Source organism: Falsihalocynthiibacter sp. S25ZX9 (genome assembly GCF_041205405.1).
Lineage (GTDB): Bacteria > Pseudomonadota > Alphaproteobacteria > Rhodobacterales > Rhodobacteraceae > Falsihalocynthiibacter > Falsihalocynthiibacter arcticus.
In genome coordinates this window covers 83,556-104,284 of the sequence record NZ_JBGFCD010000012.1, presented here as the reverse complement: position 1 = coordinate 104,284, position 20,729 = coordinate 83,556, and the positions used below count along the sequence as shown (strand labels likewise).

The window sequence follows — 20,729 nt, the reverse complement described above, 5'->3', positions numbered from 1 at the left end:
CTCTGCCAAGGCGCTTGACGGGTCAATATGCCTGACCTACCCTCGTGCCACCTTGAGGAGGACATTATGACAGATCTCGGCACCCAATTTCGCGCGCTTCATCAACGCGGCAATCCCTTTATCCTTGCCAATGCGTGGGATATCGGCAGCGCGAAAATGCTCCAGAACCTCGGCGCGCAAGCTGTCGCGACCTCCTCCGCGGCCCAAGCTTTCACCCTTGGAAAACCTGACGGCGTTACCCGTGACGAGGCCCTCACCCACGCCCAAGACCTCGTGCGCGCGCTCGACATTCCCGTATCGGGCGATTTTGAGAACGGCTTTGGTGACAGCCCCGACGACGTCGCCGAAACCATCCGACTTGCCGGCGAGATTGGTCTCGCGGGGGTTTGTATCGAGGATATCGCCCTCCCAAGTGATGCGCCCTATGACGTCGCCCTTGCTGCGGAACGGATCAAAGCCGCAGCCTCGGCCGCCTGCGCGTTAAAAAACGACTTTTTCCTCTTGGCCCGCGCCGATGGGATCATGCATGGCGTCTATGATCTCGCCGAAGCGCTCAATCGCATCAAAGCGTTTGAGGATGCTGGTGCCGACGGCCTCTATGTGCCTTTACCCGCCTCATGGGAAGATCTCGCAACGATCTGCGCCAGCACTAATTTGCCCGTCAACGCTCTTGCCGCTGGCCCCTATGCCCAACGCCGCAAAAGCGAGTTTGCCGCCATCGGTGTCGCGCGCATTTCGCTCGGCTCCTCCCTTGCCCGCGTCACCCATCGTGCGCTTTACGACGCCGCAAACACAATGCTGCGGGACGGGGATTTCACGCCCCTCGCAAATGGTATTTCAAGTGACGTTATTGACAATCTCCTCGTTTAAGCGGCTGTAATCGAAAGAAACTATATGAATCACGATGATCTGGCCCATTGGTCAAAAATCGCCGCCGATTGGGCGCGCGACTATCATGCGGGTCTGCGCGACGTCCCTGTACGCCCCAATATCAAACCCGGCTCAATCGCCTCGCAACTCCCCGCCAAGGCCCCCGACGCACCCGAGGATATGAGCACAATTTTCGCAGATTTCGAACGCCTCGTGCCCAGCAACACAACCCACTGGCAACACCCGCGTTTCTTTGCCTACTTCCCCGCCAATGCTTCGCCCGCTTCCATGCTTGCGGAGCAACTCGCCAATGCCATCGCAGGCCAGGCCATGCTCTGGCAAACTGCCCCCGCCGCCAATGAAATCGAGGCCGTGATGATCGGCTGGCTCGCCAATGCGATGGGCCTGCCCGACACGTTCACCGGCACAATCCACGACAGCGCCACCACGACAACCCTGTCGGCGATACTCACCATGCGCGAACGTGCGCTGGATTGGGCGGGCCTCACCGACGGCCTGAGCGCCCAACCCCGCTTGCGTATTTACGCCTCCGCCCAAACTCACAGTTCCGTCGACAAGGCCGTGCGGGTGGCGGGCATCGGCCAAAACAACCTCGTCAAAATCCCAACAACCGCGGATTATGGCATGGACCCGGCGGCGCTTGACGCGACCATTCGCGCCGACATCGCGGCGGGCTACCTCCCCGCAGGCGTCGTCCTGTGCACGGGTGGCACTTCGATAGGCGCTTGTGATCCGATTGATGCCTGTATCAAAGTCGCCAAAGCCCACAACCTCTTCGTACATGTGGACGCCGCATGGGCCGGAAGTGCGATGATCTGCGAGGAGTTCCGCCCCCTTTGGGAGGGGATTGAAGGCGCGGATTCCATCGTATTCAACCCGCACAAATGGCTCGGGGTCCAATTCGATTGCGCCATCCAGTTCATGCCCGATCCAAGCGAGCAAATCCGCACTCTCGGCCTGCGCCCCGCCTATCTCAACACCCAAGGCCAAGACGAAATCGTCAACTACAACGAATGGACCGTCCCCTTGGGCCGCCGTTTCCGCGCGCTCAAAATTTGGTTTACGCTACGGGCCTATGGCTTAGATGGCTTGCGCGAACGCATCCGCAACCACGTCGCATGGTCACTTGAGGCCCGCGACGCCATCGCGTTGATCCCCGGTTGCCTCCTCACAACCTCGCCGCGGCTGTCCCTTTTCACCTTTTCCTATATCGATGACGTCGAAACAGCCGCCTTACTCGAACGCATCAACGCGGACGGGCGTATCTATCTGACCCAAACCACCCACGACGAGCGCTTTGTGATCCGCGTCCAAGTCGGACAATTCGATTGCACCCGCGATGACGTGATGATGATCCCCACGGTCATCCGTGACCTCATTGCTTGATTTCTATGAAAACGGGTCTAAACTCTGGTTCAACGTGTTTTTGGAGCTGGAATGACCCGTTTTTTAGCCGCTTTGGTCGTTGCCCTCGGCCTCCTTGCTGTCTCCCTCCCCAGCCAAGCCCAAACCCTTCCCGAATATGAAAACCTCTATGTCAATGATTACGCCGACATGCTTTCGCCCGAAATCCAAGAGACCCTGCGGCGCAAACTCAACTACCTCAGGGAGGACATCGGCACCGAGATGAGCATCCTCACCGTCACTGACATGGCGTCATATGGCGATCGGACGGATATCGCGGATTTTGCCACGGCGGTTTTTAACAAATGGGGCATTGGCAAAGCTGAACGAAACGACGGCCTTTTGCTGGTGATCTCCAAAAATGACCGCACCTTCAGCATAGAAGTGGGCAGCGGCTACCCCCCTATATACGACGATATATCCGAGGACATTATCCAATTCTACATCACCCCCGCTTTCAAGGACGGGGATTTTGACGACGGTGTCTTGGATGGTGCGGACAAAATGATCTCGCTGATCGCCTTGCCTTTTAATGGCGGCGAATTGTCCCCTGAGCGCCCGAAAAATCCGAACGACATCGCGGATCTGATTTTTTGGGGCATGGCGATATTCTTTGGTGGCAGTGTAGTTGCGGCGGTCCTTGGCCCCAAACTTTCCGGTTTTCAATTCGCACGCAAACCCTGCCCTCAATGTGGGCAAAAAGGCATGGTGAGGAAAACAACCACCCTGCAATCTGCCACAACAAGCGATACGGGTCTGCGTGAAACAAACATCACTTGCCCAAATTGCAGCTATTTTAATGTCACACAATTCATAATTCCACGCGTCTCTGACACAGACGACAACAATAGTTCAGGCTCGGGTGGGTCAAGTTTCGGTGGCGGAAGCAGTTCAGGCGGCGGTGCTTCAGGTAAATGGTAAAGGCTTGATTAAAACCGCCTTGGCCTTTATTGAACAAGTGTTCAATTATTTTCTGGGAGGTCGCAATGGACATCACAACGACAAAAGCCATCATCACCGGCGGCGCGTCTGGCTTGGGCGAAGGATGCGCGCGGGCCTTGGCGGCCTCAGGCGCACAGGTCACGATCTTTGACCGCGACGCCACGCGCGGCCCCATGGTTGCTGCCGAAATCGGGGCTACATTCGTCGAAGTGGATGTGACCGACGAGGCATCCGTAATGGCAGCCATCGCGCAGGCCAAATCAGCGATGGGCGGTATCACCGCCTGTGTAAATTGCGCGGGAATCGTGACGGGCGCGAGCACTTTGGGTAAAAACGGCCCCTTCCCGCTTGCAGATTTTCAACGCACCATCGACATCAATCTCGTTGGCACGTTCAACGTTGCACGCCTTGCCGCCCAAGCCATGGCCGACAACGCACCTAACGCCGATAATGAGCGTGGCGTGATTATCAACACGGCTTCGGTTGCTGCCTTTGACGGGCAACGCGGCCAAGCGGCCTATGCGGCGTCCAAAGCGGGAATTGCGGGGCTTTCATTGCCGATGGCGCGGGATTTGGGCCGAACGGGCATCCGTGTTATGGCCATCGCGCCGGGCATATTCATGACCCCGATGCTCGAAAGTCTTGGCGAGGAGATCATCGCAGGCCTGTCAAAAGACGTCGTGCATCCCAAGCGATTGGGCACCGCGCATGACTTTGCCCGCCTCGTAGAATTCATCATATCACACCCGTATTTGAACGCGGAAGTAATCCGTCTGGACGGTGGCCTGCGCATGGCCTAGGCGCTTAACGTTGCAGAGCGGGCCTAAGCCTCGGCCCGTTCCGCAAGCTTCATCCACTCTTCTTCAGCCTTGGCCAAAGCGTCGTGACGCTCCAAAAGCGCGTCAGTGCCTTTTTGGAATTTTACCGGCTCATCGGTAAACAAATCTGGCGCCGCGAGAAATTCTTCAAGCTTGGTGATCTCGGCCTCAAAGCGCGCAATTTCCTTGGGAAGCGCTTCCAAACGGTGTTGCTCCACAAAGGACAAGGCGTTGGATTTTGCGGCTGACTTGCTCGCGGAGGCGTTTTTCGAACCGCCCGATCCCGAAGATTTTGCGACGGGTGCAGCTTTTGCCTCTTCTTGACGCTGGGCACGATAATCGCTCCATCCGCCAGCATAAGCGACGGCGTTACCGTTGCCTTCCATGGCGATGGTTGTTTGGGTCACGCGGTCCAGAAAATCACGGTCGTGGCTCACCAAAAGCACGGTGCCGTCGTATTCGCCGATCAAATCTTGCAGCAAATCGAGGGTTTCCACGTCGAGGTCATTGGTCGGCTCGTCGAGCACCAGAAGGTTGCTTTCACGCGCCATGATTTTCGCTAGCAAAAGACGCGCCTTCTCGCCACCCGAAAGGGAGGACACAGGCGCACGGGCGCGGGTTTCGTCAAAGAGGAAATCCTTGAGATAACCGATAACATGACGCGGTACGCCGCGCACACTGACTTGGTCGGCTTTGCCTGAAACGCGCATATCGGGATCGCCCGTCAGGCTGTCCCAAAGGGTCATATTCGGATCAAGTTGCGACCGATTTTGGTCAAAAACAACGGTTTGAAGCTTGGTGCCGCGTTTCACGGTACCGCTATCGGCCTCAATGTCGCCAATCAGGATTTTGAGCAACGTGGTTTTGCCAACGCCGTTCGGTCCCACAAAAGCCACGCGATCTCCGCGGGCAATTTTGATCGAAAAATCGCTGAGAATCTGTTTGTCGTCATAGCGCATCGTCAGGTTTTCGGCTTCGATCACCTTGCGGCCCGATTGCGGACTGGCATCAAAGGCCATCGCGGCTGCACCTTGACGTTTAACTTGTCCGGAACGTTGTTCTTTAAGGTCCCCTAAAGCACGAAGACGGCCTTGGTTACGCGTGCGTCGCGCCGAAATACCTTCAACGGCCCATTTGGCCTCGGATTTAATCAGACGATTTAATTTGTGGCGCTGCGAGTCTTCGTCTTCCCACGTTTTATCGCGCCAACCTTCAAAAGCTTCGAATCCTTCTTCCAGACGACGCACTTTGCCACGGTCCACCCAAAGGGTCGCGCGGGTCAGGGCATTGAGGAAGGCACGGTCGTGCGAGATCAGAATGAAGCCCGCGCGGGTGGAGCGCAGTTGATCTTCGAGCCACGCAATGGCTTCGATATCGAGGTGGTTTGTCGGCTCGTCGAGCAGCATAAGTTGCGGCTCTTCGGCCAGCAATTTCGCGAGGGCGGCACGGCGTTTCTCGCCGCCAGAAGCCGCAGAAATCAGGGTTTCCGGCTTAAATTTAAGGCCTTCGGCGACCATATCGACCTTATAGGATTCGATGGGGTCAAGTTCACTGGAAGCAAAATCGCCGAGCGTTTCGAACCCGCTTAAATCGGGGTCCTGCTCCATATAGCCAACCCGAACGCCGGGCGACACGATGCGCGCGCCATTATCGGGTTCGATCAACCCCGCCATCACCTTCATCAAGGTTGATTTGCCCGATCCGTTGCGGCCAACAAGGGCCACACGGTCGGCGGGTTGCACCACCAAACTAAGGTCTGAAAACAAGGGATCTCCGCCGAATCCGAGCGAAATATCCGTGAGCTGAAGAAGAGGTATACGTGCCATCAGAGTGCGCTAAACGCCTACCGCGCAAACGTCAAGCACTTAGCCCATGACCGCGCGAAGTAGTCGTTTTCGCGCCGGTGGGATTGCGCCGATTTCAATGCCGGTAAAAACATGCAGCGTGTTCATTTGACGATCCACCACCGCATGATCCGACACCCAGCCCCCCATCATCAGATAGGTTTTGAGCAACGGCGGCATTACCCGCATTGCGTTTTGCGCATTCGGTTTGCGCCGCAATCGTTGGGCAAACTTAAACACCGTCGGCGCTTTTATTTTCGGCAACCAGCGTTTTGGCGCAAGGTGGCGTGCCTTGAGCAAGGCAAAAGCATCTGCATAGGTCGCCGCTTCGACCCCCTTAAAAGACGAACACCCAAACAGCAATTCCACGCCGCGCGCATCGACATATTGGGTCATAGCGCCCCACGCTACGCGTAAAATATCGGGGTCGCTCAAGTTAGGATCGACACAGAACCGCCCCATCTCGACCATAGGACCACCGAAATCACGCAGGCCCGAAAGCTCGTAATATTGCGCCGAATAGCTGGTGTCGATGTCGGCCCCATTGGGCATATCGAGCATACGAAAACAGCAAACCAGCGCATCTGAGGATACATCCTCGATCAAAACATGCGAGCAACGTTGATCGTAATCATCCGCGTCCGACCCTGTATCTGGGCCAAAAAACGCCCGGTACCGCAGCGCCTGTGCCAAGGCGACATCCTCTGAAGTCTCGGCCAAACGTGCCCGATATTTTCCGCGGTGAAGATTAAACATAGCACCCCTGTCGATTGCGCCCCTTAAAATAACGAGCACCCCTTTCCATATGGTATACCACTGCTTTACGAAAAAGACGTGACAGGAAATTAATTACGGAGGGTCAAGTGGCTACAATTGAAAAAACAGACGCGGAGTGGCGCGCAATCCTGAGCGATGAAGCTTATAAGGTGACTCGCAAGCATGGGACCGAACGCGCGGGCAGCCACGACAACTTCCCCAAAGACGCGGGCGTATTCCGCTGTATCTGTTGTGATTCTGTCCTGTTCGATCAGGACACCAAGTTTGAATCCGGCACAGGCTGGCCCAGCTTTTTCGCCCCAATTGAAGGCGCGCCCGTGGGCGAAACTGAAGATCGCAAATTATTTATGCGTCGCACAGAAGTTCATTGCGACACCTGCGCGGCCCATTTGGGGCACGTGTTTCCCGACGGGCCAAAACCCACGGGATTGCGCTATTGCTTGAATGGCGTAGCGCTTAAGTTTGAAGCGGATTAAGGCAAAAGGCCGGACCGACGGAACCTGTCGGTCTGGCCTGAACGTTATTGATTTCCGGTCAGCGTACTGCCAGTTAGGTTGCCAAAGCTGCCGAACATTTGCGCCAAGAACCCGACACCCGAGATGCCAGAATCGGTAACACGGCGCGACAAGGCCACGACATTGCCATCTTCAATACCAAAGCGTTCAACATTGGAAACAACGCCTTTGTTGTCAAACCGAATGGCAACAACCTGACGGTCGATTTCCTTTGGCTCGCGATATCCAAAGTTCTTCCAAATGGACTGAACATAGAACCAATCACCATCTTGCAAGAGGCCACGCCCCGAAGGCCGCCCAACCGTGGTTTCAACCGTATCAACGGTATCCACCCCCACAAGGACGTTATCGAGAACTTCTTCGGTCGGAACATAACCGTGCTTCCGGATCACAGGCGAACAGGCCGTAATTATGAAAACGAGCGCACCAAGGCACACCAATTTTGCCGTTTTCTTGCCTAGGCCTGTATTAATTTGCATTACCACCCTCTTGATCTCTTGGTCCTTGGCTTTTATCCGACATACAGAAGGATGCAAATGTTATCAACAATGGAAGCTCCGAACATGACCAATGACCCAACGCCTCAATCGCCTGCTCTCGCACCTTGGGCACACCCTATGCGCGTCGCGGACTTGGCTCAACGCACCGAAACGAAGTTTTCGATTATTCCCAGCGCGGCTGTTCTGAAGGCGATTGCAGCGGATATTGATGTACTGACCCTCAAGAAAATGCGCTTTGAAGGCAAGCTTTCGGCGCGCGGCAAGACCGACTGGGCCCTTGTGGCCAAGCTCGGTGCGACCGTCACCCAGAATTGCGTGGTAACCCTTGTGCCCGTGAACACGCGGGTCGACGTGCCAGTGCAACGCGTGTTTATTGCCGACCACTCGGTTTTTGAGGGCGAGCCGAATGAAGACGGCGAGATTGAAATGCACACTGACGAAACCCGCGAGCCCCTCCAAGGGGTGATCGATTTGGGGGAGATCATGCTCGAAGCCTTGGCTTTGGCAGTTCCGCTCTATCCGCGGGCCGACGGTGCGGCGCTTGAATCGGCCCAATTTACCGCCCCAGGAACCACACCAATGCAAGATGAAGACGCAAGACCGTTTGCAGGGCTTGCAAATCTTTTAAAAACGGGTGACAAGCCCGATAAGAAATAACGAGCGACAGTGTAAAGATTTGCGAAGGCTCTTCGCGATTCGCGCACCAAGAAAGAATTTGCTTGCACCCTAGTGGAATCGCAGTATGTTCCCGGCCTCATTTACGAGACGGTTGGACATGAGCGACAAGCTCGGGTATGTAGCTCGTGAAGATAACAAACACTGGGGTTTAGCACCTGCTTCTCCCCCCGAATTGACCAAGGTTTTGAGACATGGCTGTCCCTAAGAGTAAGATTACAAAGTCCCGTCGCGGCATGCGCCAATCCCACGATTCTCTGACTGCAGAGAATCCGAACGAATGTGGCAACTGTGGCGAACTGAAACGTCCGCACCATGTTTGTGGCGCGTGTGGTCACTATGCCGATCGTGAAATCATCGCTGTAGCTGCCGACGTCGATTTCGACGAAGACGCAGCTTAAGCGGCGGTTTCGCTGGCTCCTGAGCATGACGATCAACACAAAAGATCTGCAGACTTCGGGGGCTTCGCGCACCATAATTTCGGTTGACGCCATGGGTGGCGATCGTGGACCGGCGGCAGTTGTCGCCGGTATTGGGCTTTCTGCATCAAAAAATCCGGCAATTGGTTTCATCGTTCACGGTGACGCCGAAGTGCTTAAAAAGCTTATCAAAAAGCGCCGCCTCGAATCAGTTTGCGAAATTCGCGACTGTCCGGGCGTCGTCACCATGGATGCCAAGCCGAGCCAAGTTTTGCGCAACGGTAAGGATACGTCCATGTGGTCCACCATCGAAGCCGTCCGAAATGGCGAAGCGACGGTGGCGGTTTCCTGTGGCAACACGGGCGCGTTGATGGCGATTTCAATGATCCGTCTGCGCAAATTGCCGGGTGTGAACCGTCCGGCCATCGCCTGTCTTTGGCCCTCGCTCAGCAAAAGCGGCTTTAATGTCATGCTTGATGTGGGCGCCGATATTCGCGCCGACGAGCGAGATTTGCTGCAATATGCCATGATGGGCGCTTCTTATGCGCGCAACGGGTTGGGTATTGCCCGCCCGCGCATTGGCCTGCTGAACGTCGGCACCGAAGAACACAAAGGCCGCGCAGAACTCAAAGCCGCAAATGATTTGATCGCGAGTCACGCTGAACAAGCGGGGATCGACTATGTCGGATTTGTGGAGGGGGGCGATATTCCGTCGGATCGGGTTGACGTCATTGTCACGGATGGGTTCACAGGAAATATTGCGCTAAAAACCGGCGAAGGCACGGCAAATCTGATTTCACAGCAGTTGCGTGCCGCCTTTAAACATTCGCCCTTGTCGCGCCTCGCTGCCCTATTGGCCCTCACCTCCCTGCGCCGTCTGTCCAAACGGATTGATCCGCGTCGGGTGAATGGTGGGGTGTTTTTGGGCCTCAATGGCACTGTGGTCAAATCCCACGGGTCCGCCGATGAAACCGGAATCGCTGCTGCGATCAAACTCGCCTTTACCCTCGCCGAGATCGGTTTTTCCGACAAACTCGCTGCACGGGTTGCATCCTCTGCCGCCTCGCCGCAAGATGCTCAAGAAATGGGCAATTTGGATGGGAACCAAGAATGACAATACGCGCCGTCGTCTCAGGCGTCGGGCATTATCTGCCCGAACGGATTGTTCCTAACAGCGAACTCGAAACCACCGTAGATACAACCGACGAATGGATTCGCACGCGCTCAGGTATTGAGCGCCGCCATTTTGCCGCCGAGGGGGAAAATACCTCCGATTTAGCGATAAATGCCGCCAATGCCGCGCTCAAAGACGCCGGATTGGTCGCAAACGACATCGACGCCATCATCCTCGCCACCTCCACCGCTGATTTCACCTTTCCATCGGCCGCGACCATGGTGCAAGCGGGCATCGGCATGACGCGCGGCTTTGCCTTTGATGTGCAGGCCGTCTGCGCGGGGTTTGTCTATGCATTGGCCAACGCGAATGCGCTTATAGTCTCCGGCCAAGCCAAACGCGTTTTGGTGATTGGCGCAGAAACCTTTAGCCGCATCCTTGATTTTAGCGACCGTGCAACTTGCGTGTTATTTGGCGACGGTGCGGGCGCTTTGATCCTTGAAGCCCAAGAGGGGTCCGGCGAAAACACCGACCGTGGCATTCTTTCCTGCGATTTGCATTCCGATGGCCGATTCAAAGACCTCCTCTATGTGGATGGCGGCACCTCGACGGGCACCTCTGGCCATCTTCGGATGCAAGGACGTGAACTTTTCCGCCACGCCATCGAAAAACTGGCCGAAACGGCGCATGCCTCCCTCGACAAAGCGGGCCTCGCGGGGGACGACGTCGATTGGATAGTGCCACACCAAGCCAACATTCGCATCATCGCGGGCACTGCCAAGAAAATGAACGTGTCCATGGATCGGGTTGTCGTTACCGTCCAAGATCACGGCAATACGTCGGCGGCCTCCATCCCACTTGCCCTCTCGGTGGGCAAGGCGCGTGGCCAGATCAAACAAGGCGATCTCTTGGTAACTGAGGCCATCGGTGGCGGTTTGGCGTGGGGCTCTGTCGTGCTGCGCTGGTAAGGCGACGTCCGTTCAAAATCCAATTTTTCGCACGCCCAGACCATTTCTCGACATTTATCAACAAATAAATGCCGATAATCTTACTTTTACCTCCTTGCGCAAGTCATTGATATTGACTCGGAATTTTGACCCGCACTATGCTACACGCCAAGCACGCGGGGCGTTTCTGCCAAGTCCCGTCACTTTCGGATTGGCCCGCGTCGGTGCCAGTTTCAATCAATCAGGGGGTCATGATGAGTGATAAAACACTAACGCGTATGGATTTAAGCGAAGCGGTCTTTCAAGAAGTCGGCCTAAGCCGCAACGAAAGCGCGCAACTGGTTGAAGGCGTTCTGGACCATATTTCCGACGTTTTGTCTGCGGGCGAGTCTGTTAAAATCTCGTCTTTTGGAACATTTGGTGTCCGCGATAAAGCCGCCCGTATCGGTCGCAACCCAAAAACCGGCGAAGAAGTGCCTATTCAACCGCGCCGCGTTCTAACATTCCGCCCGTCGCACTTGATGAAAGAGCGCGTTTCAAACGGCAATAAATAGGCGCGTCTGACTCATGTCCAAATCACAAGATGCGTTTCGTACCATCTCAGAAGTCGCCGACTGGCTTGAAACGCCAGCCCATGTGTTGCGTTTCTGGGAAAGCCGCTTCACCCAAGTGAAGCCCGTAAAACGTGCGGGCGGTCGGCGCTATTACCGCCCCGCCGACATGGAATTGTTGAGCGGCATCAAAAAGCTTCTGCATGAAGATGGCATGACGATTAAAGGCGTGCAAAAACTACTGCGCGCCGAAGGGATTAAGCATGTCGCGGCACTGGGCCTGCCCTTGGATGACGTGGGGATCGACATTCCCCCCGCCCAAGCGGAGCGCACAGCAGACGAAATTCTTGAAGCCACGCGCAGCGCGGCAAGTTTTGTGCCGAACACCGCCCCGCCGGCTGAAGAAATAGCGCAGACAAATCAGGTGATTTCGTTCCCCAAACCACCCGAAGTACCAGACGAGGCACCCGAGGAAATCCCCGACGACGCGCCCGAAGAAATACCGGACGAAACACCGGACACTCCTCCAGAGAATCCTGAGGTTCTACCGGTTCAAACCGTTAACGAGCCGCCGCTCCAAGCTTCCTTCCTAGACGATATTCCCGAGGTTGGATCCGTTTCTGCGCCAGAGGACTCCGTTCCGGATGAGGTTGTTGCGTTGGAACTCGCCTCATTCGACGCTACCGATGATACTTCCAATATCGAGCTGGAAACCGAGTTTGCGGAAGAATCCGAAGGTAAAGTCGAAAGCTATGCAGAAGAAGAATCTCTTGTTTCTGAAGTCATCGCCCAAGACCCACCTACCGAACCCGACATGACCACCGCGACCGATGAAGCCGAGGGAATTGACCCTATAGTTCCCGCGTCCCAAGAGCCTGTGGCTTTGCCGCCCGAAATAACGTCCGTCTCACAGCTTTCGCTTCCTGATCCCTCGGAGATTCCCGAAGTTTCGGGCGGGTATTCTGACTTTCACGCCGATGACCTCGAAGAGGACACGCAAGTATCGGAGCAGAGCGAAACGCCCACTCGGGAACCGCTCCAAACCTCAGATATCGAGGGCACCCCCGAGACGAGTGTTGAAGACAACTTATTCGATGCGGCCTATCCGGAGCCCGATGACTCGCCAAGCGAGGAAGACTTAAACGATCTTGCGGCTCTTGATATTCCCAAATTTGACAGCCCTAATAACCTTCAGGAAACATCCGTTGAGCCGGAGCCTGAAAACATTCCTTTAGAAGCGTCCTCCGATGAGGAGGAATCAGCAGACCCCGCCACGCAGGTCACTTTGGAGACAACGCCCGAATTCTCATCGGAAATTCCGAGTCATGTTGAAAGCGAAGCCACCGAAGATGCGCCAGTTGAAGTCACATCCGAACCCACATTTTCCGCGCCACAAGACCTTGAGCAAACTGACGACACTGCCGTTGACGCCATAGAAACATCGAGCTTCCAAGCGGCTTCGGACCCCCTGCCGGAGGACGAAACCACCTTTGATCCAGAACCCGATATTGAAAACGATCCTGAAGCCGAAACGGAAACTGCAGAGGTAACGACAGAGATCGCTCACGGGGACATCACAGACGATTCCGCCGAAGAAGTTACCGAGGGAACAACCGAAAGTGTTCCTATCGAGGAAACCACTCCCGAACCGGAGGAGCAATCTTTGGAACCTGCGGTGGCTCCAATTCACCAAGAAGACGCCACCGCGCCTTCCCAGAACGCCCCTGTGCCAGACAGCGCACCATCAGACATTCCGAGCGAAGCTGAATCGACCGAAGACGATGCACCAAGCGTTGTTGTCACAACATCTCGCCACCGCCTCACGCGACGCGCAGCGCCCTTCTCGGCCGACAAGAAGTCTGAACTGGCGGAACTTACGGCCCGTCTCTCCGCCCTTCGCAAAACCTATGGCACCGTTTCAAAACCCTCTTTGAAAATTTGATGTTCAAGATGGTAATTCTTGCTTGCCCCCACCGCGAAAAACATTATGAAGAGGCACAAGTCGGGCTATGGCGCAGTCTGGTAGCGCGTCCGTCTGGGGGACGGAAGGTCGCAGGTTCGAGTCCTGCTAGCCCGACCAATTTCAAAAACGTCCGCACCTTTCGGGGCTGCGGACGTTTTTGTAAACTCCATATCCGCACACGTCGCGCGGACATCCGTTTTCCACGGTCCTTGACCACAGCGCGCCGATTGGCAGCATAAGGTAGCTTCATGAACAACCCCGGCGTCCTTCCCAGCCAAGCCCTCGCTGACATGATTGCCCGTGGCGAAATCATTGGTACTCCTGCGATTGATGCAGCACAAATTCAGCCCGCCTCCCTTGATTTACGTCTTGGAACAGTTGCTTACCGTGTTCGCGCCTCGTTTCTGACCGGACATGGCGCGCGCGTTTCCGAGCGCTTGTCTGAATTTGAAATGCACCGTGTAGACCTCACAAACGGCGCGGTTTTGGAGAAAGGCTGCGTCTATGTTGTTCCCTTGATGGAAAGCCTCGCACTTCCGGATGGCGTGCAAGCTGTGGCCAATGCCAAATCCTCCACAGGCCGCTTAGACTTGCTGACACGCACCATTACGGACGGCGGCACAGAGTTCGATCGCGTCCCCGCAGGCTACACAGGGCCCCTTTACGCTGAAATCTGCCCGCGCAGTTTCTCAGTACTTGTCCGTCCCGGCATGCGACTGAACCAAATTCGGTTTCGCGCCGGACAGGCCGTGATTTCGGATGCCGACCTCGCGGTCATGCACGCCGAGCAAGGTTTGGTCTCAGGCGAAGCCGTCATCTCCGAAGGCCTCGGTTTTTCGGTTGACCTCAGTGCGGGCGAAACGGGCCTCGTCGGCTATCGTGCAAAACCCCATACAGGGGTGATCGACCTTGATTTAATCGGCCACTATGACCCAGCCGAATACTGGGAACCCATTCACACGCATGATGAACGCATTATCCTCGACCCCGGCGCGTTCTATATCCTTGTAAGCCGTGAAGCGGTTCACATCCCGCCAGATTGTGCAGCGGAAATGGCCCCCTACCTCGCAATGGTTGGCGAATTTCGCGTCCATTACGCGGGTTTCTTCGACCCCGGATTTGGCCATGATCCCGCCGGTGGCGCAGGAAGCCGTGGCGTTCTCGAAGTGCGATGCCATGAGGCCCCCTTTGTTTTGGAGCACGGGCAAATCGTGGGTCGCCTAGTGTATGAACGCATGTCCGAGGTTCCCAAACAGTTGTATGGTGCCGACATTGCGTCCAACTATCAGGGCCAAGGCCTAAAACTATCCAAACATTTCAAATAGATATTTGTCAGTAAATATTTGGTGTATCCTCAAGCTCGCTTGATATTCCGGCTTGGACGCTGCGCTCGGTATGCGTTGAAAGCGCCACATAGGTCCGTGTACCTCGCACGCCCTCGGTCGCATATAGGCGCGCAAGCAAGCCTTCCAAGGCTTCCGAACTGGCCACACGCACTTTCATAATAAGACAAGCATCCCCCGTTGAAGAATGAACCTCTTCAACTTCCGGAATGTCGGCGAACTGCATTAACGCGGGCGTCTTTCCCCAGCCCGTAGTGTCCACATGTACAAACGCGAGCAATGGTTTGCCTACGGCTTTTCCATCTAACATGGCGACCGTTCCCCGAATGACGCCACGCGCCCGCAACCGCTTCACGCGCTCATGTACGGCAGGGGCCGAAAGGCCGACGATTCCGCCAAGAGTTGCGAAACTCTGGGTCGCATCGACTGCCAACTCACCTAATATTCTTCGGTCAACAGGGTCTAGTTCGGCGTTCCTTGAACCATTTCCCTGAATCCTGTCTGTATTTTTCGCCATGCTGTCGAATCCCTATCGCCGAATACAATTCGGTTGTTATAGGGTTTTTCAAACTCCTATTCAAATGAGACCCGCCATGAACCGTTCTGTCCTGTTGTTGACCGCCATTGTTGGCGTGGTCGGGTCCAACTCTCTGGTCCTGTCGCCCATTGCCGCCAAAGTCGCCCTCTCCCTTGGAGCAGACTCACCCGCTGGCGTGATGACCGCTGCTGCCCTTTACGGCCTCGGAGTCGCGGCGGCAGCGTTGGTTCTGGCTCCCCTCGCCGACCGGTTTGGCGCCGCCCGATCCCTTCGTGTCGCCCTCGTGTTACTTGCCTTAGCCCTCGCCGCTTCCGCCCTATCCAACACCGTATTCATGCTCTGTTTCGCCCAGAGTATCGCGGGAATCGGCGCAGGTGTCGCCATCCCCGCCCTCTATACTCTTGCCGCCCAGATCGCTCCAAAAGGCCAAGAGGCCCGCGTCATTGGCACGGTTTTGACGGGTTGGACACTCTCAATGGTCGGAGGCGTCACGCTTTCTGCCTATGTGGCCGACTTCTTTGGGTGGCAATATGTCTACGGAGGGCTTTGCTTTGCTGTTTTTGCGGTGCTCGTCCCCCTCGCGCGCATGGACCTGCCCCAGCAATTAGCGAGCCAATCGGCAACCTCCCCACTCACGGCCTTAAAGGTTGAAGGAATCGTCCCAGCACTCGTTGCGGTCGCGCTTCTTGGACTCGGATTTTATGGTGTTTACAACTACTTAGGCGCTCATCTTGAAGTAAATCTCAATCGCCCCGTTCGCGATGCGGGCATCCTAACGCTCCTCTATGGCCTCGGTTTCGCAGGGGCCATGGCCTTTGACGGGATCTTGGATCGGATCCCCGTTGTACGCGGATTGGCAGGTATATTTGCCCTGCTCACTGGGTTTTATCTGGTGCTTATTTGGGCGTCATCTAGCTATATGCTGCTGTTGTTGATCATCCCAGCATGGGGTATTTTGGAACATCTCGGCCTAAACCTAACCGTTGGATGGTTGACCCGTCTCGATCCCGCCCAACGCGGCGCGATTATGGGCCTAAACTCCGCCGTAATGTACCTCAGCGTTTTTGTGGCAACTCTCGTTTACCGTCCGGGTTTTACGACTTACGGCCTCGCGATTTGTGGTCTCATTTCTGCCGGATTAAGCCTGTTTGCCGTGGTCTATGTCCTACAATCGCGCAGAAAGACGGCGGTTCCGACCGCTGTGGTTTAAAACTTCGAATTCCGGCGGGTCATTTGTGCGAGTTTGCGACTGCGCTTGGCGTCTTCTTTGGCTTGAATCTGTTGCTCTGGCGTCAATTTAGACGTGCTGCCCTTGCCCATTCCCGAGGCCATATTGATACCTTTGCTAATACCGCCGTTAACCAAGCGACGTAAAATCTGGTTGATAATCATCTTAATAATTCGGTCGATATTCATGTTCGCGTCCTCATCGTTGCTGTGCACACAGTCCAAGTATCGCATAATTTCAGCGAAACTGTGGCGTAATCTTAAAACATTTCGCCTTGATCAATACCATCTATCGATTCATCGTCGTCATCTTCAGTATGGTCCGGCATCCCTGGAATAAGTCCGGGCGGTGGTCGATTTTCCAACAATCCAGCGGCACGCAACTCTTTGAGGCCGGGTAGATCGCGCGCGTTCTCTAGACCAAAGTGATCCAGGAACCCTTGAGTTACAACAAAAGTTACTGGTCGCCCCGGTGTCATCCGACGCCGCCCAAACCGAATCCATTCCATCTCCAGAAGTTGGTCAATCGTTCCACGCGACACCGAAACGCCGCGAATTTCTTCGATTTCTGCGCGGGTCGCAGGCTGGTGATAGGCGATAATCGCCAGTGTTTCGATGGCGGCGCGCGAGAGTTTGCGCGTTTCCACAATCTCTTTTTGCATCAAGTAACTTAGGTCACCCGCCGTGCGCACGGCCCAAGCATCCCCGACCCGATTGATTGTCACTCCCCGCCCTTCATACCGTTTACGAAGGTAAACAAGCGCCTCCGACGCATCGCACCCATGCGGCATCCGTGCTTCGAGTTCGCGCACAGTAACGGGTTCGGAACTCGCAAAAAGAATGGCCTCAACCATGCGCTCTTGCTCGGCCAGCGGAGGGGCCTCAAACAGGCTCTCTTCCATTTGTGGGGCCGGATCGGCGAGGTTTTGGGGGTCAATCGCCATTGGAATCTGCCCTCTTTCTGATTTGAATGGCCGAAAATGCGTCACCTTGACGTATCTCGATTTGCCCCGCTTTCACCAACTCAAGCGAGGCTGCAAATGTTGAGGCCGTGGCGCTGCGCCGTTTTGCGGGATCAAAGTTCCACCCCTCCGGCAAATAGGTCTCAAGCCCCGTCCAATCCCCCGCATAGCCAATCAACCCGCGCAGGCGTTCAAGGGCTTGCTCCATGGTTAAAATCGAGTGGCGATCCAAAACAAAGGGGCGAAAATCGTCTCGGGTACGCGTGCGCGCATATCCCTGCATCAGGTCCAAAAGCGTCGCCGAATACGTCACTTTGCGCACGCGCTCCACGGTTTCTGGGAAGCCACGCGCAAAGAAATCCCGCCCTAATTGATCCCGAGCCATCAGTTGGGCTGCACAATCGCGCATCGCTTGCAAACGTTCCAACTGATAGGCCAAGTGCGCGGCCAGTTCTTCGCCCGTAGGCCCGTCTTCACCGGGAATCGGGGGCAAAAGGAGCCGTGATTTCAAGAAAGCCAACCACGCGGCCATAACTAAATAGTCAGCAGCCAATTCAATACGCAACGCCTTCGCTTGATCGATAAACCTTAGGTATTGCTCAGCCAATTCGGTCACCGAAATACGCCGCAAGTCCACCTTTTGGGTGCGGCTGAGCGACAACAAAAGGTCGAGCGGTCCGGCAAACCCCTCCACATCCACAATCAGAGATTCCGCCGCCAAACGTTCCTCAACAGAGAGGTCATCCGCTGTTTTTTTGGCCAATTCTTCTGATGCGAACAGGTTTTCAGACACGGCCAGCTCCAGACAAAAGTGCGCGATGTTCAGCTTCTAAAATGGAAATATCCGCGTCATCTGGGGCGCGGCGTGTCGCCAAGGCATTTTGCGCACGTATTTTCGCAACATCTGTCAGAGGGCCCGCGGCCTCGGCGACGGCTTCCATTTCCGACAGGATTCCGTTGCAATGCAAAACCACGTCAATGCCCGCTTCCCGACAGGCCGCCGCGCGTGTGGCTGGCGTTCCCGAGAGAGCTTCCATCGACAAATCGTCACTCATCAGTAGACCAGAGAAGCCGATATACTGACGGATCAAACGGATCATTTTTAGGGATGTTGTTGCAGGAACCGTGTCATAAGCCTCGTAAACAACATGAGCGCTCATCGCCATGGGGAGGTCATTGAGCGCCTTAAAGGGAGCAAAATCATGCGCCGCCAGAAGCTCGGCTGTTGCGTCTGTGCGTGGGAGGTCTTTGTGGCTATCAACACTCGCGCGCCCGTGCCCTGGCATATGTTTCGCCACAGGGAAAACGCCCCCATCACGCAAACCACTGGCAACCGCGCGGCCTATTTTCACAACCATTTCAGGGATTTCGCCATAGCAACGGTTGGCCAAAACACCATGAGTTTCCGGACGAACCAAATCCAAAACGGGTGCGCAATTTGCGTCAATGCCGACGGCCAGTAATTCCTGTGCCATGATCCGCGAACGCAAATACATGCTGCGCTCAGGGTGAGAGGACGTCGCGACCTCGTCAAGTGCTGGCAGCCATTCGCGCCAATGTGGAGCGCGCATGCGGGCCACGCGACCACCCTCTTGGTCGATCAATATCGGCGCGTCACAACCAACACTGTTTCGCAAATCAGATGTCAATTTTAAAAGTTGTTCGGGCGACTCAATATTTCTGGCAAACAGTATAAATCCAAAGGGCTTGATCCGAGCAAAAAAATCGGACTCTGCGCGCAGGAGTTCTGGTCCTGAACAGCCGAAAATGACGGCGCTTGTCGCGGTCTGAATAGCGGTATTCTCGCTCATTTACGTATCACAACGGAAATACATTCCGCTCCTTCAGCTTGAAGCGCGGCACAAAATTGGCGGGCTTCGTTGATCGTGTCAAACCCGTGCACACGCAAACGATAGAACGCGCGACCGCCACTTTCGGCTTGCTGGATGACCCGTGTTTTTCCCGACATAAAGTCTTCAAATTTGGCCGCTTTCTTGTCCCATTCCGCGCGGGCAATTTCGGCACTTGGATAGGCGCCGAGCTGTGCCAAATTGGTACCGGCGGGTAGATTTTCAGGGGCTATTTCGACAGCACTTAATCCTTGCAACTCCCCGTCTTCGCTTACCTGTGTCGACGATACTGCGCTGGTTTGGCTCGCGATGATGCGTTGCTCCAAAACACGATCCGAGAAATCCGCAGGACGATCAAGAGGACGTGGCGATTTCGAAACGCCCGGTACTGAAATGGCTATGGCATCCGGCTGGAGATCATCATCGCTTAACTCGGTCGCGAGGGCTTGATCCTCGTTATCATCCAAGAGCACTTGTTCTGAAGCCGCAACAACATCCAACGCGGCAGGTGCTTGGATAGCTATCTCTTGCTTGGGCGTTTCAATGGAAGTTTCTTCCGCTTCAGTTCCCTCTATTTCCTCGTCCATAGGCACCGAAGGAGTATCGAGCGCTTGCGGGGCATTTGCTACAACCGCCTCAAGTTTTTTAGGGGTTTCGGATGTCTGCTCCGAGCTTTTGTCGGTACCTTTGAGGGATATAATGGGGGCGGATAACACTCCATCCCCTTCCCGAATTTCGACCGGTGATGGCGCAAGAACCAACCGATCAGCTGTCGCTTCCGCCTCGCCTGCAGCCTGAACCGCGTTCACTGCAAGTCCTTGATAGGTCGCCAATTCGCCCCCTGGATCTTCGGGCTGAATGCGCATGGGCCCCTCAAGAGCCTTAACGATTGGAATGCCCGAAACGTCGCGCACCGCCAAGCGATACCCCCAAAAACCGAGCCCCAAAACCAAAGCGATGGATGTCGCAGCGCCGACAAGGTTCAATATTTTTGCCATTGGCCGTGCAGGTTTATGCGCGGGTTCAGGAATGGGGTCGGGCACAGATTGCGCGCGGTTTGCCGGTACAAAGATATAGGCGGATTCAACCTCTATCTCTTTGGTATCAGCACGGGAATCCACACGCGAATAGACGCGATCAAACGCCTCGGGTTCGTTAGAAACTTCGGGCTGAGGTGTGATTTGTGGCTGGTAAGATGGCGGTGGCAAATCCTCCAAATCGATGTCTTCACGGGGGCCACGACGGGTTGAACGGCTATCGTCCGCCTGCACTCCTGCGGGGCGACCTTGGACGTATTGCGTGGGATCAAAAGGCCGAGACGCCGTTTTCCGCGCCCCAGAACGGCCCGTCGGACGCCCGTCAGAATCCAGCTCCTCGCCAAGGGAGGGCAGGGAAAAATCCTGGGGTTTTTGGGGTCGCCCAGAGGGGCGCTCCTGCTCGCTCATGTTT

General features: G+C 55.6%; 22 protein-coding genes and 1 tRNA gene. 14 read left to right on the top strand and 9 right to left on the bottom strand.

What is annotated here, in order from left to right; all coding sequences use genetic code 11:
* Window positions 1-66 precede the first annotated feature (66 nt).
* From AB9F29_RS14385 to AB9F29_RS14370, 4 genes are all read left to right on the top strand, one after another.
* Window positions 67-870, top strand: a complete 804-nt coding sequence (locus AB9F29_RS14385; protein WP_369756182.1) for an isocitrate lyase/phosphoenolpyruvate mutase family protein — start codon at window positions 67-69, stop codon at window positions 868-870.
* A gap of 24 nt (window positions 871-894) precedes the next feature.
* Window positions 895-2,277: an aspartate aminotransferase family protein gene (locus AB9F29_RS14380; RefSeq protein WP_369756181.1), complete on the top strand. Its 1,383-nt coding sequence runs from the start codon at window positions 895-897 to the stop codon at window positions 2,275-2,277.
* A gap of 51 nt (window positions 2,278-2,328) precedes the next feature.
* Window positions 2,329-3,216 (top strand): TPM domain-containing protein, encoded by an 888-nt coding sequence (locus AB9F29_RS14375; protein ID WP_369756180.1) that lies wholly within the window; start codon window positions 2,329-2,331, stop codon window positions 3,214-3,216.
* Window positions 3,217-3,281: 65 nt separating this feature from the next.
* Window positions 3,282-4,037, top strand: a complete 756-nt coding sequence (locus AB9F29_RS14370; RefSeq protein WP_335584884.1) for an SDR family NAD(P)-dependent oxidoreductase — start codon at window positions 3,282-3,284, stop codon at window positions 4,035-4,037.
* Window positions 4,038-4,060: 23 nt separating this feature from the next.
* On the opposite strand, the gene AB9F29_RS14365 is transcribed toward AB9F29_RS14370, so the two are convergent.
* Both AB9F29_RS14365 and AB9F29_RS14360 read right to left on the bottom strand, forming a co-directional pair.
* Window positions 4,061-5,881 (bottom strand): ABC-F family ATP-binding cassette domain-containing protein, encoded by a 1,821-nt coding sequence (locus tag AB9F29_RS14365; RefSeq protein WP_369756179.1) that lies wholly within the window; start codon window positions 5,879-5,881, stop codon window positions 4,061-4,063.
* Between the two features lie 39 nt (window positions 5,882-5,920).
* Entirely contained in the window at window positions 5,921-6,655 is a 735-nt protein-coding gene (locus tag AB9F29_RS14360) for a GNAT family N-acetyltransferase (protein ID WP_369756178.1), read from the bottom strand.
* Between the two features lie 107 nt (window positions 6,656-6,762).
* Here AB9F29_RS14360 and msrB point away from each other — a divergent pair, with 107 nt between their 5' ends.
* A complete protein-coding gene (msrB, locus tag AB9F29_RS14355; RefSeq protein WP_369756177.1) occupies window positions 6,763-7,152 on the top strand; it encodes a peptide-methionine (R)-S-oxide reductase MsrB in 390 nt (129 codons plus the stop codon).
* A gap of 44 nt (window positions 7,153-7,196) precedes the next feature.
* On the opposite strand, the gene AB9F29_RS14350 is transcribed toward msrB, so the two are convergent.
* Window positions 7,197-7,670, bottom strand: a complete 474-nt coding sequence (locus AB9F29_RS14350; protein WP_369756176.1) for an outer membrane protein assembly factor BamE — start codon at window positions 7,668-7,670, stop codon at window positions 7,197-7,199.
* Between the two features lie 84 nt (window positions 7,671-7,754).
* Between AB9F29_RS14350 and AB9F29_RS14345 the strand changes: the two genes are divergently transcribed.
* From AB9F29_RS14345 to AB9F29_RS14310, 8 genes are all read left to right on the top strand, one after another.
* On the top strand, window positions 7,755-8,348 hold the full coding sequence (locus AB9F29_RS14345) for a DUF177 domain-containing protein (protein ID WP_369756175.1): 594 nt from the start codon (window positions 7,755-7,757) through the stop codon (window positions 8,346-8,348).
* Between the two features lie 212 nt (window positions 8,349-8,560).
* A complete protein-coding gene (gene rpmF, locus AB9F29_RS14340) occupies window positions 8,561-8,767 on the top strand; it encodes a 50S ribosomal protein L32 (protein ID WP_335584878.1) in 207 nt (68 codons plus the stop codon).
* A 25-nt stretch (window positions 8,768-8,792) separates the two neighbouring features.
* Window positions 8,793-9,899, top strand: a complete 1,107-nt coding sequence (gene plsX / locus AB9F29_RS14335; RefSeq protein ID WP_369756174.1) for a phosphate acyltransferase PlsX — start codon at window positions 8,793-8,795, stop codon at window positions 9,897-9,899.
* Window positions 9,896-10,867, top strand: a complete 972-nt coding sequence (locus tag AB9F29_RS14330; protein WP_039002213.1) for a beta-ketoacyl-ACP synthase III — start codon at window positions 9,896-9,898, stop codon at window positions 10,865-10,867. Before plsX ends, AB9F29_RS14330 begins: the two co-directional genes overlap by 4 nt.
* A 233-nt stretch (window positions 10,868-11,100) precedes the next feature.
* Window positions 11,101-11,400, top strand: a complete 300-nt coding sequence (ihfA, locus tag AB9F29_RS14325; RefSeq protein ID WP_039002211.1) for an integration host factor subunit alpha — start codon at window positions 11,101-11,103, stop codon at window positions 11,398-11,400.
* A gap of 13 nt (window positions 11,401-11,413) precedes the next feature.
* On the top strand, window positions 11,414-13,339 hold the full coding sequence (locus AB9F29_RS14320; protein WP_369756173.1) for a MerR family transcriptional regulator: 1,926 nt from the start codon (window positions 11,414-11,416) through the stop codon (window positions 13,337-13,339).
* Between the two features lie 61 nt (window positions 13,340-13,400).
* A tRNA-Pro gene (locus AB9F29_RS14315) sits at window positions 13,401-13,477 on the top strand.
* Window positions 13,478-13,608: 131 nt separating this feature from the next.
* Window positions 13,609-14,685 (top strand): 2'-deoxycytidine 5'-triphosphate deaminase, encoded by a 1,077-nt coding sequence (locus AB9F29_RS14310; protein WP_369756172.1) that lies wholly within the window; start codon window positions 13,609-13,611, stop codon window positions 14,683-14,685.
* Between the two features lie 7 nt (window positions 14,686-14,692).
* On the opposite strand, the gene AB9F29_RS14305 is transcribed toward AB9F29_RS14310, so the two are convergent.
* A complete protein-coding gene (locus AB9F29_RS14305) occupies window positions 14,693-15,220 on the bottom strand; it encodes an Lrp/AsnC family transcriptional regulator (RefSeq protein WP_335584874.1) in 528 nt (175 codons plus the stop codon).
* 76 nt (window positions 15,221-15,296) lie between these two features.
* Here AB9F29_RS14305 and AB9F29_RS14300 point away from each other — a divergent pair, with 76 nt between their 5' ends.
* Window positions 15,297-16,451 (top strand): MFS transporter, encoded by a 1,155-nt coding sequence (locus tag AB9F29_RS14300; protein ID WP_369756171.1) that lies wholly within the window; start codon window positions 15,297-15,299, stop codon window positions 16,449-16,451.
* Here AB9F29_RS14300 and AB9F29_RS14295 read toward each other — a convergent pair.
* From AB9F29_RS14295 to AB9F29_RS14275, 5 genes are all read right to left on the bottom strand, one after another.
* Entirely contained in the window at window positions 16,448-16,657 is a 210-nt protein-coding gene (locus AB9F29_RS14295) for a hypothetical protein (RefSeq protein ID WP_039002204.1), read from the bottom strand. The two genes, AB9F29_RS14300 and AB9F29_RS14295, sit on opposite strands and share 4 nt — an antisense overlap.
* 71 nt (window positions 16,658-16,728) lie before the next feature.
* Complete coding sequence (scpB, locus tag AB9F29_RS14290; RefSeq protein ID WP_335584872.1) at window positions 16,729-17,412, bottom strand: SMC-Scp complex subunit ScpB; 684 nt, start codon at window positions 17,410-17,412, stop codon at window positions 16,729-16,731.
* Window positions 17,402-18,223 carry a ScpA family protein gene (locus AB9F29_RS14285; RefSeq protein WP_369756170.1) on the bottom strand — a complete coding sequence of 274 codons (822 nt, stop codon included), beginning with the start codon at window positions 18,221-18,223 and terminating at the stop codon, window positions 17,402-17,404. The genes scpB and AB9F29_RS14285 overlap by 11 nt, the downstream gene beginning before the upstream one ends.
* Window positions 18,216-19,241: a beta-N-acetylhexosaminidase gene (nagZ, locus tag AB9F29_RS14280; RefSeq protein WP_369756169.1), complete on the bottom strand. Its 1,026-nt coding sequence runs from the start codon at window positions 19,239-19,241 to the stop codon at window positions 18,216-18,218. The genes AB9F29_RS14285 and nagZ overlap by 8 nt, the downstream gene beginning before the upstream one ends.
* Window positions 19,238-20,725, bottom strand: coding sequence for an SPOR domain-containing protein (locus AB9F29_RS14275; protein WP_369756168.1), 1,488 nt, complete (start codon window positions 20,723-20,725; stop codon window positions 19,238-19,240). The genes nagZ and AB9F29_RS14275 overlap by 4 nt, the downstream gene beginning before the upstream one ends.
* Window positions 20,726-20,729: the final 4 nt, after the last annotated feature.

Excerpts from the sequence above, each read along its gene's own strand:
- AB9F29_RS14370 (WP_335584884.1), top strand. The coding sequence starts at position 3,282 with ATGGACATCACAACGACAAAAGCCATCATCACCGGCGGCGCGTCTGGC.
- AB9F29_RS14375 (WP_369756180.1), top strand. The coding sequence starts at position 2,329 with ATGACCCGTTTTTTAGCCGCTTTGGTCGTTGCCCTCGGCCTCCTTGCT.
- AB9F29_RS14360 (WP_369756178.1), bottom strand. The coding sequence starts at position 6,655 with ATGTTTAATCTTCACCGCGGAAAATATCGGGCACGTTTGGCCGAGACT.
- nagZ (WP_369756169.1), bottom strand. The coding sequence starts at position 19,241 with ATGAGCGAGAATACCGCTATTCAGACCGCGACAAGCGCCGTCATTTTC.
- AB9F29_RS14385 (WP_369756182.1), top strand. The coding sequence starts at position 67 with ATGACAGATCTCGGCACCCAATTTCGCGCGCTTCATCAACGCGGCAAT.
- ihfA (WP_039002211.1), top strand. The coding sequence starts at position 11,101 with ATGAGTGATAAAACACTAACGCGTATGGATTTAAGCGAAGCGGTCTTT.
- scpB (WP_335584872.1), bottom strand. The coding sequence starts at position 17,412 with ATGGCGATTGACCCCCAAAACCTCGCCGATCCGGCCCCACAAATGGAA.
- rpmF (WP_335584878.1), top strand. The coding sequence starts at position 8,561 with ATGGCTGTCCCTAAGAGTAAGATTACAAAGTCCCGTCGCGGCATGCGC.
- AB9F29_RS14365 (WP_369756179.1), bottom strand. The coding sequence starts at position 5,881 with ATGGCACGTATACCTCTTCTTCAGCTCACGGATATTTCGCTCGGATTC.
- AB9F29_RS14310 (WP_369756172.1), top strand. The coding sequence starts at position 13,609 with ATGAACAACCCCGGCGTCCTTCCCAGCCAAGCCCTCGCTGACATGATT.
- AB9F29_RS14350 (WP_369756176.1), bottom strand. The coding sequence starts at position 7,670 with ATGCAAATTAATACAGGCCTAGGCAAGAAAACGGCAAAATTGGTGTGC.
- AB9F29_RS14300 (WP_369756171.1), top strand. The coding sequence starts at position 15,297 with ATGAACCGTTCTGTCCTGTTGTTGACCGCCATTGTTGGCGTGGTCGGG.
- AB9F29_RS14345 (WP_369756175.1), top strand. The coding sequence starts at position 7,755 with ATGACCAATGACCCAACGCCTCAATCGCCTGCTCTCGCACCTTGGGCA.
- AB9F29_RS14275 (WP_369756168.1), bottom strand. The coding sequence starts at position 20,725 with ATGAGCGAGCAGGAGCGCCCCTCTGGGCGACCCCAAAAACCCCAGGAT.
- AB9F29_RS14295 (WP_039002204.1), bottom strand. The coding sequence starts at position 16,657 with ATGAATATCGACCGAATTATTAAGATGATTATCAACCAGATTTTACGT.
- plsX (WP_369756174.1), top strand. The coding sequence starts at position 8,793 with ATGACGATCAACACAAAAGATCTGCAGACTTCGGGGGCTTCGCGCACC.
- AB9F29_RS14330 (WP_039002213.1), top strand. The coding sequence starts at position 9,896 with ATGACAATACGCGCCGTCGTCTCAGGCGTCGGGCATTATCTGCCCGAA.
- AB9F29_RS14320 (WP_369756173.1), top strand. The coding sequence starts at position 11,414 with ATGTCCAAATCACAAGATGCGTTTCGTACCATCTCAGAAGTCGCCGAC.
- AB9F29_RS14305 (WP_335584874.1), bottom strand. The coding sequence starts at position 15,220 with ATGGCGAAAAATACAGACAGGATTCAGGGAAATGGTTCAAGGAACGCC.
- AB9F29_RS14380 (WP_369756181.1), top strand. The coding sequence starts at position 895 with ATGAATCACGATGATCTGGCCCATTGGTCAAAAATCGCCGCCGATTGG.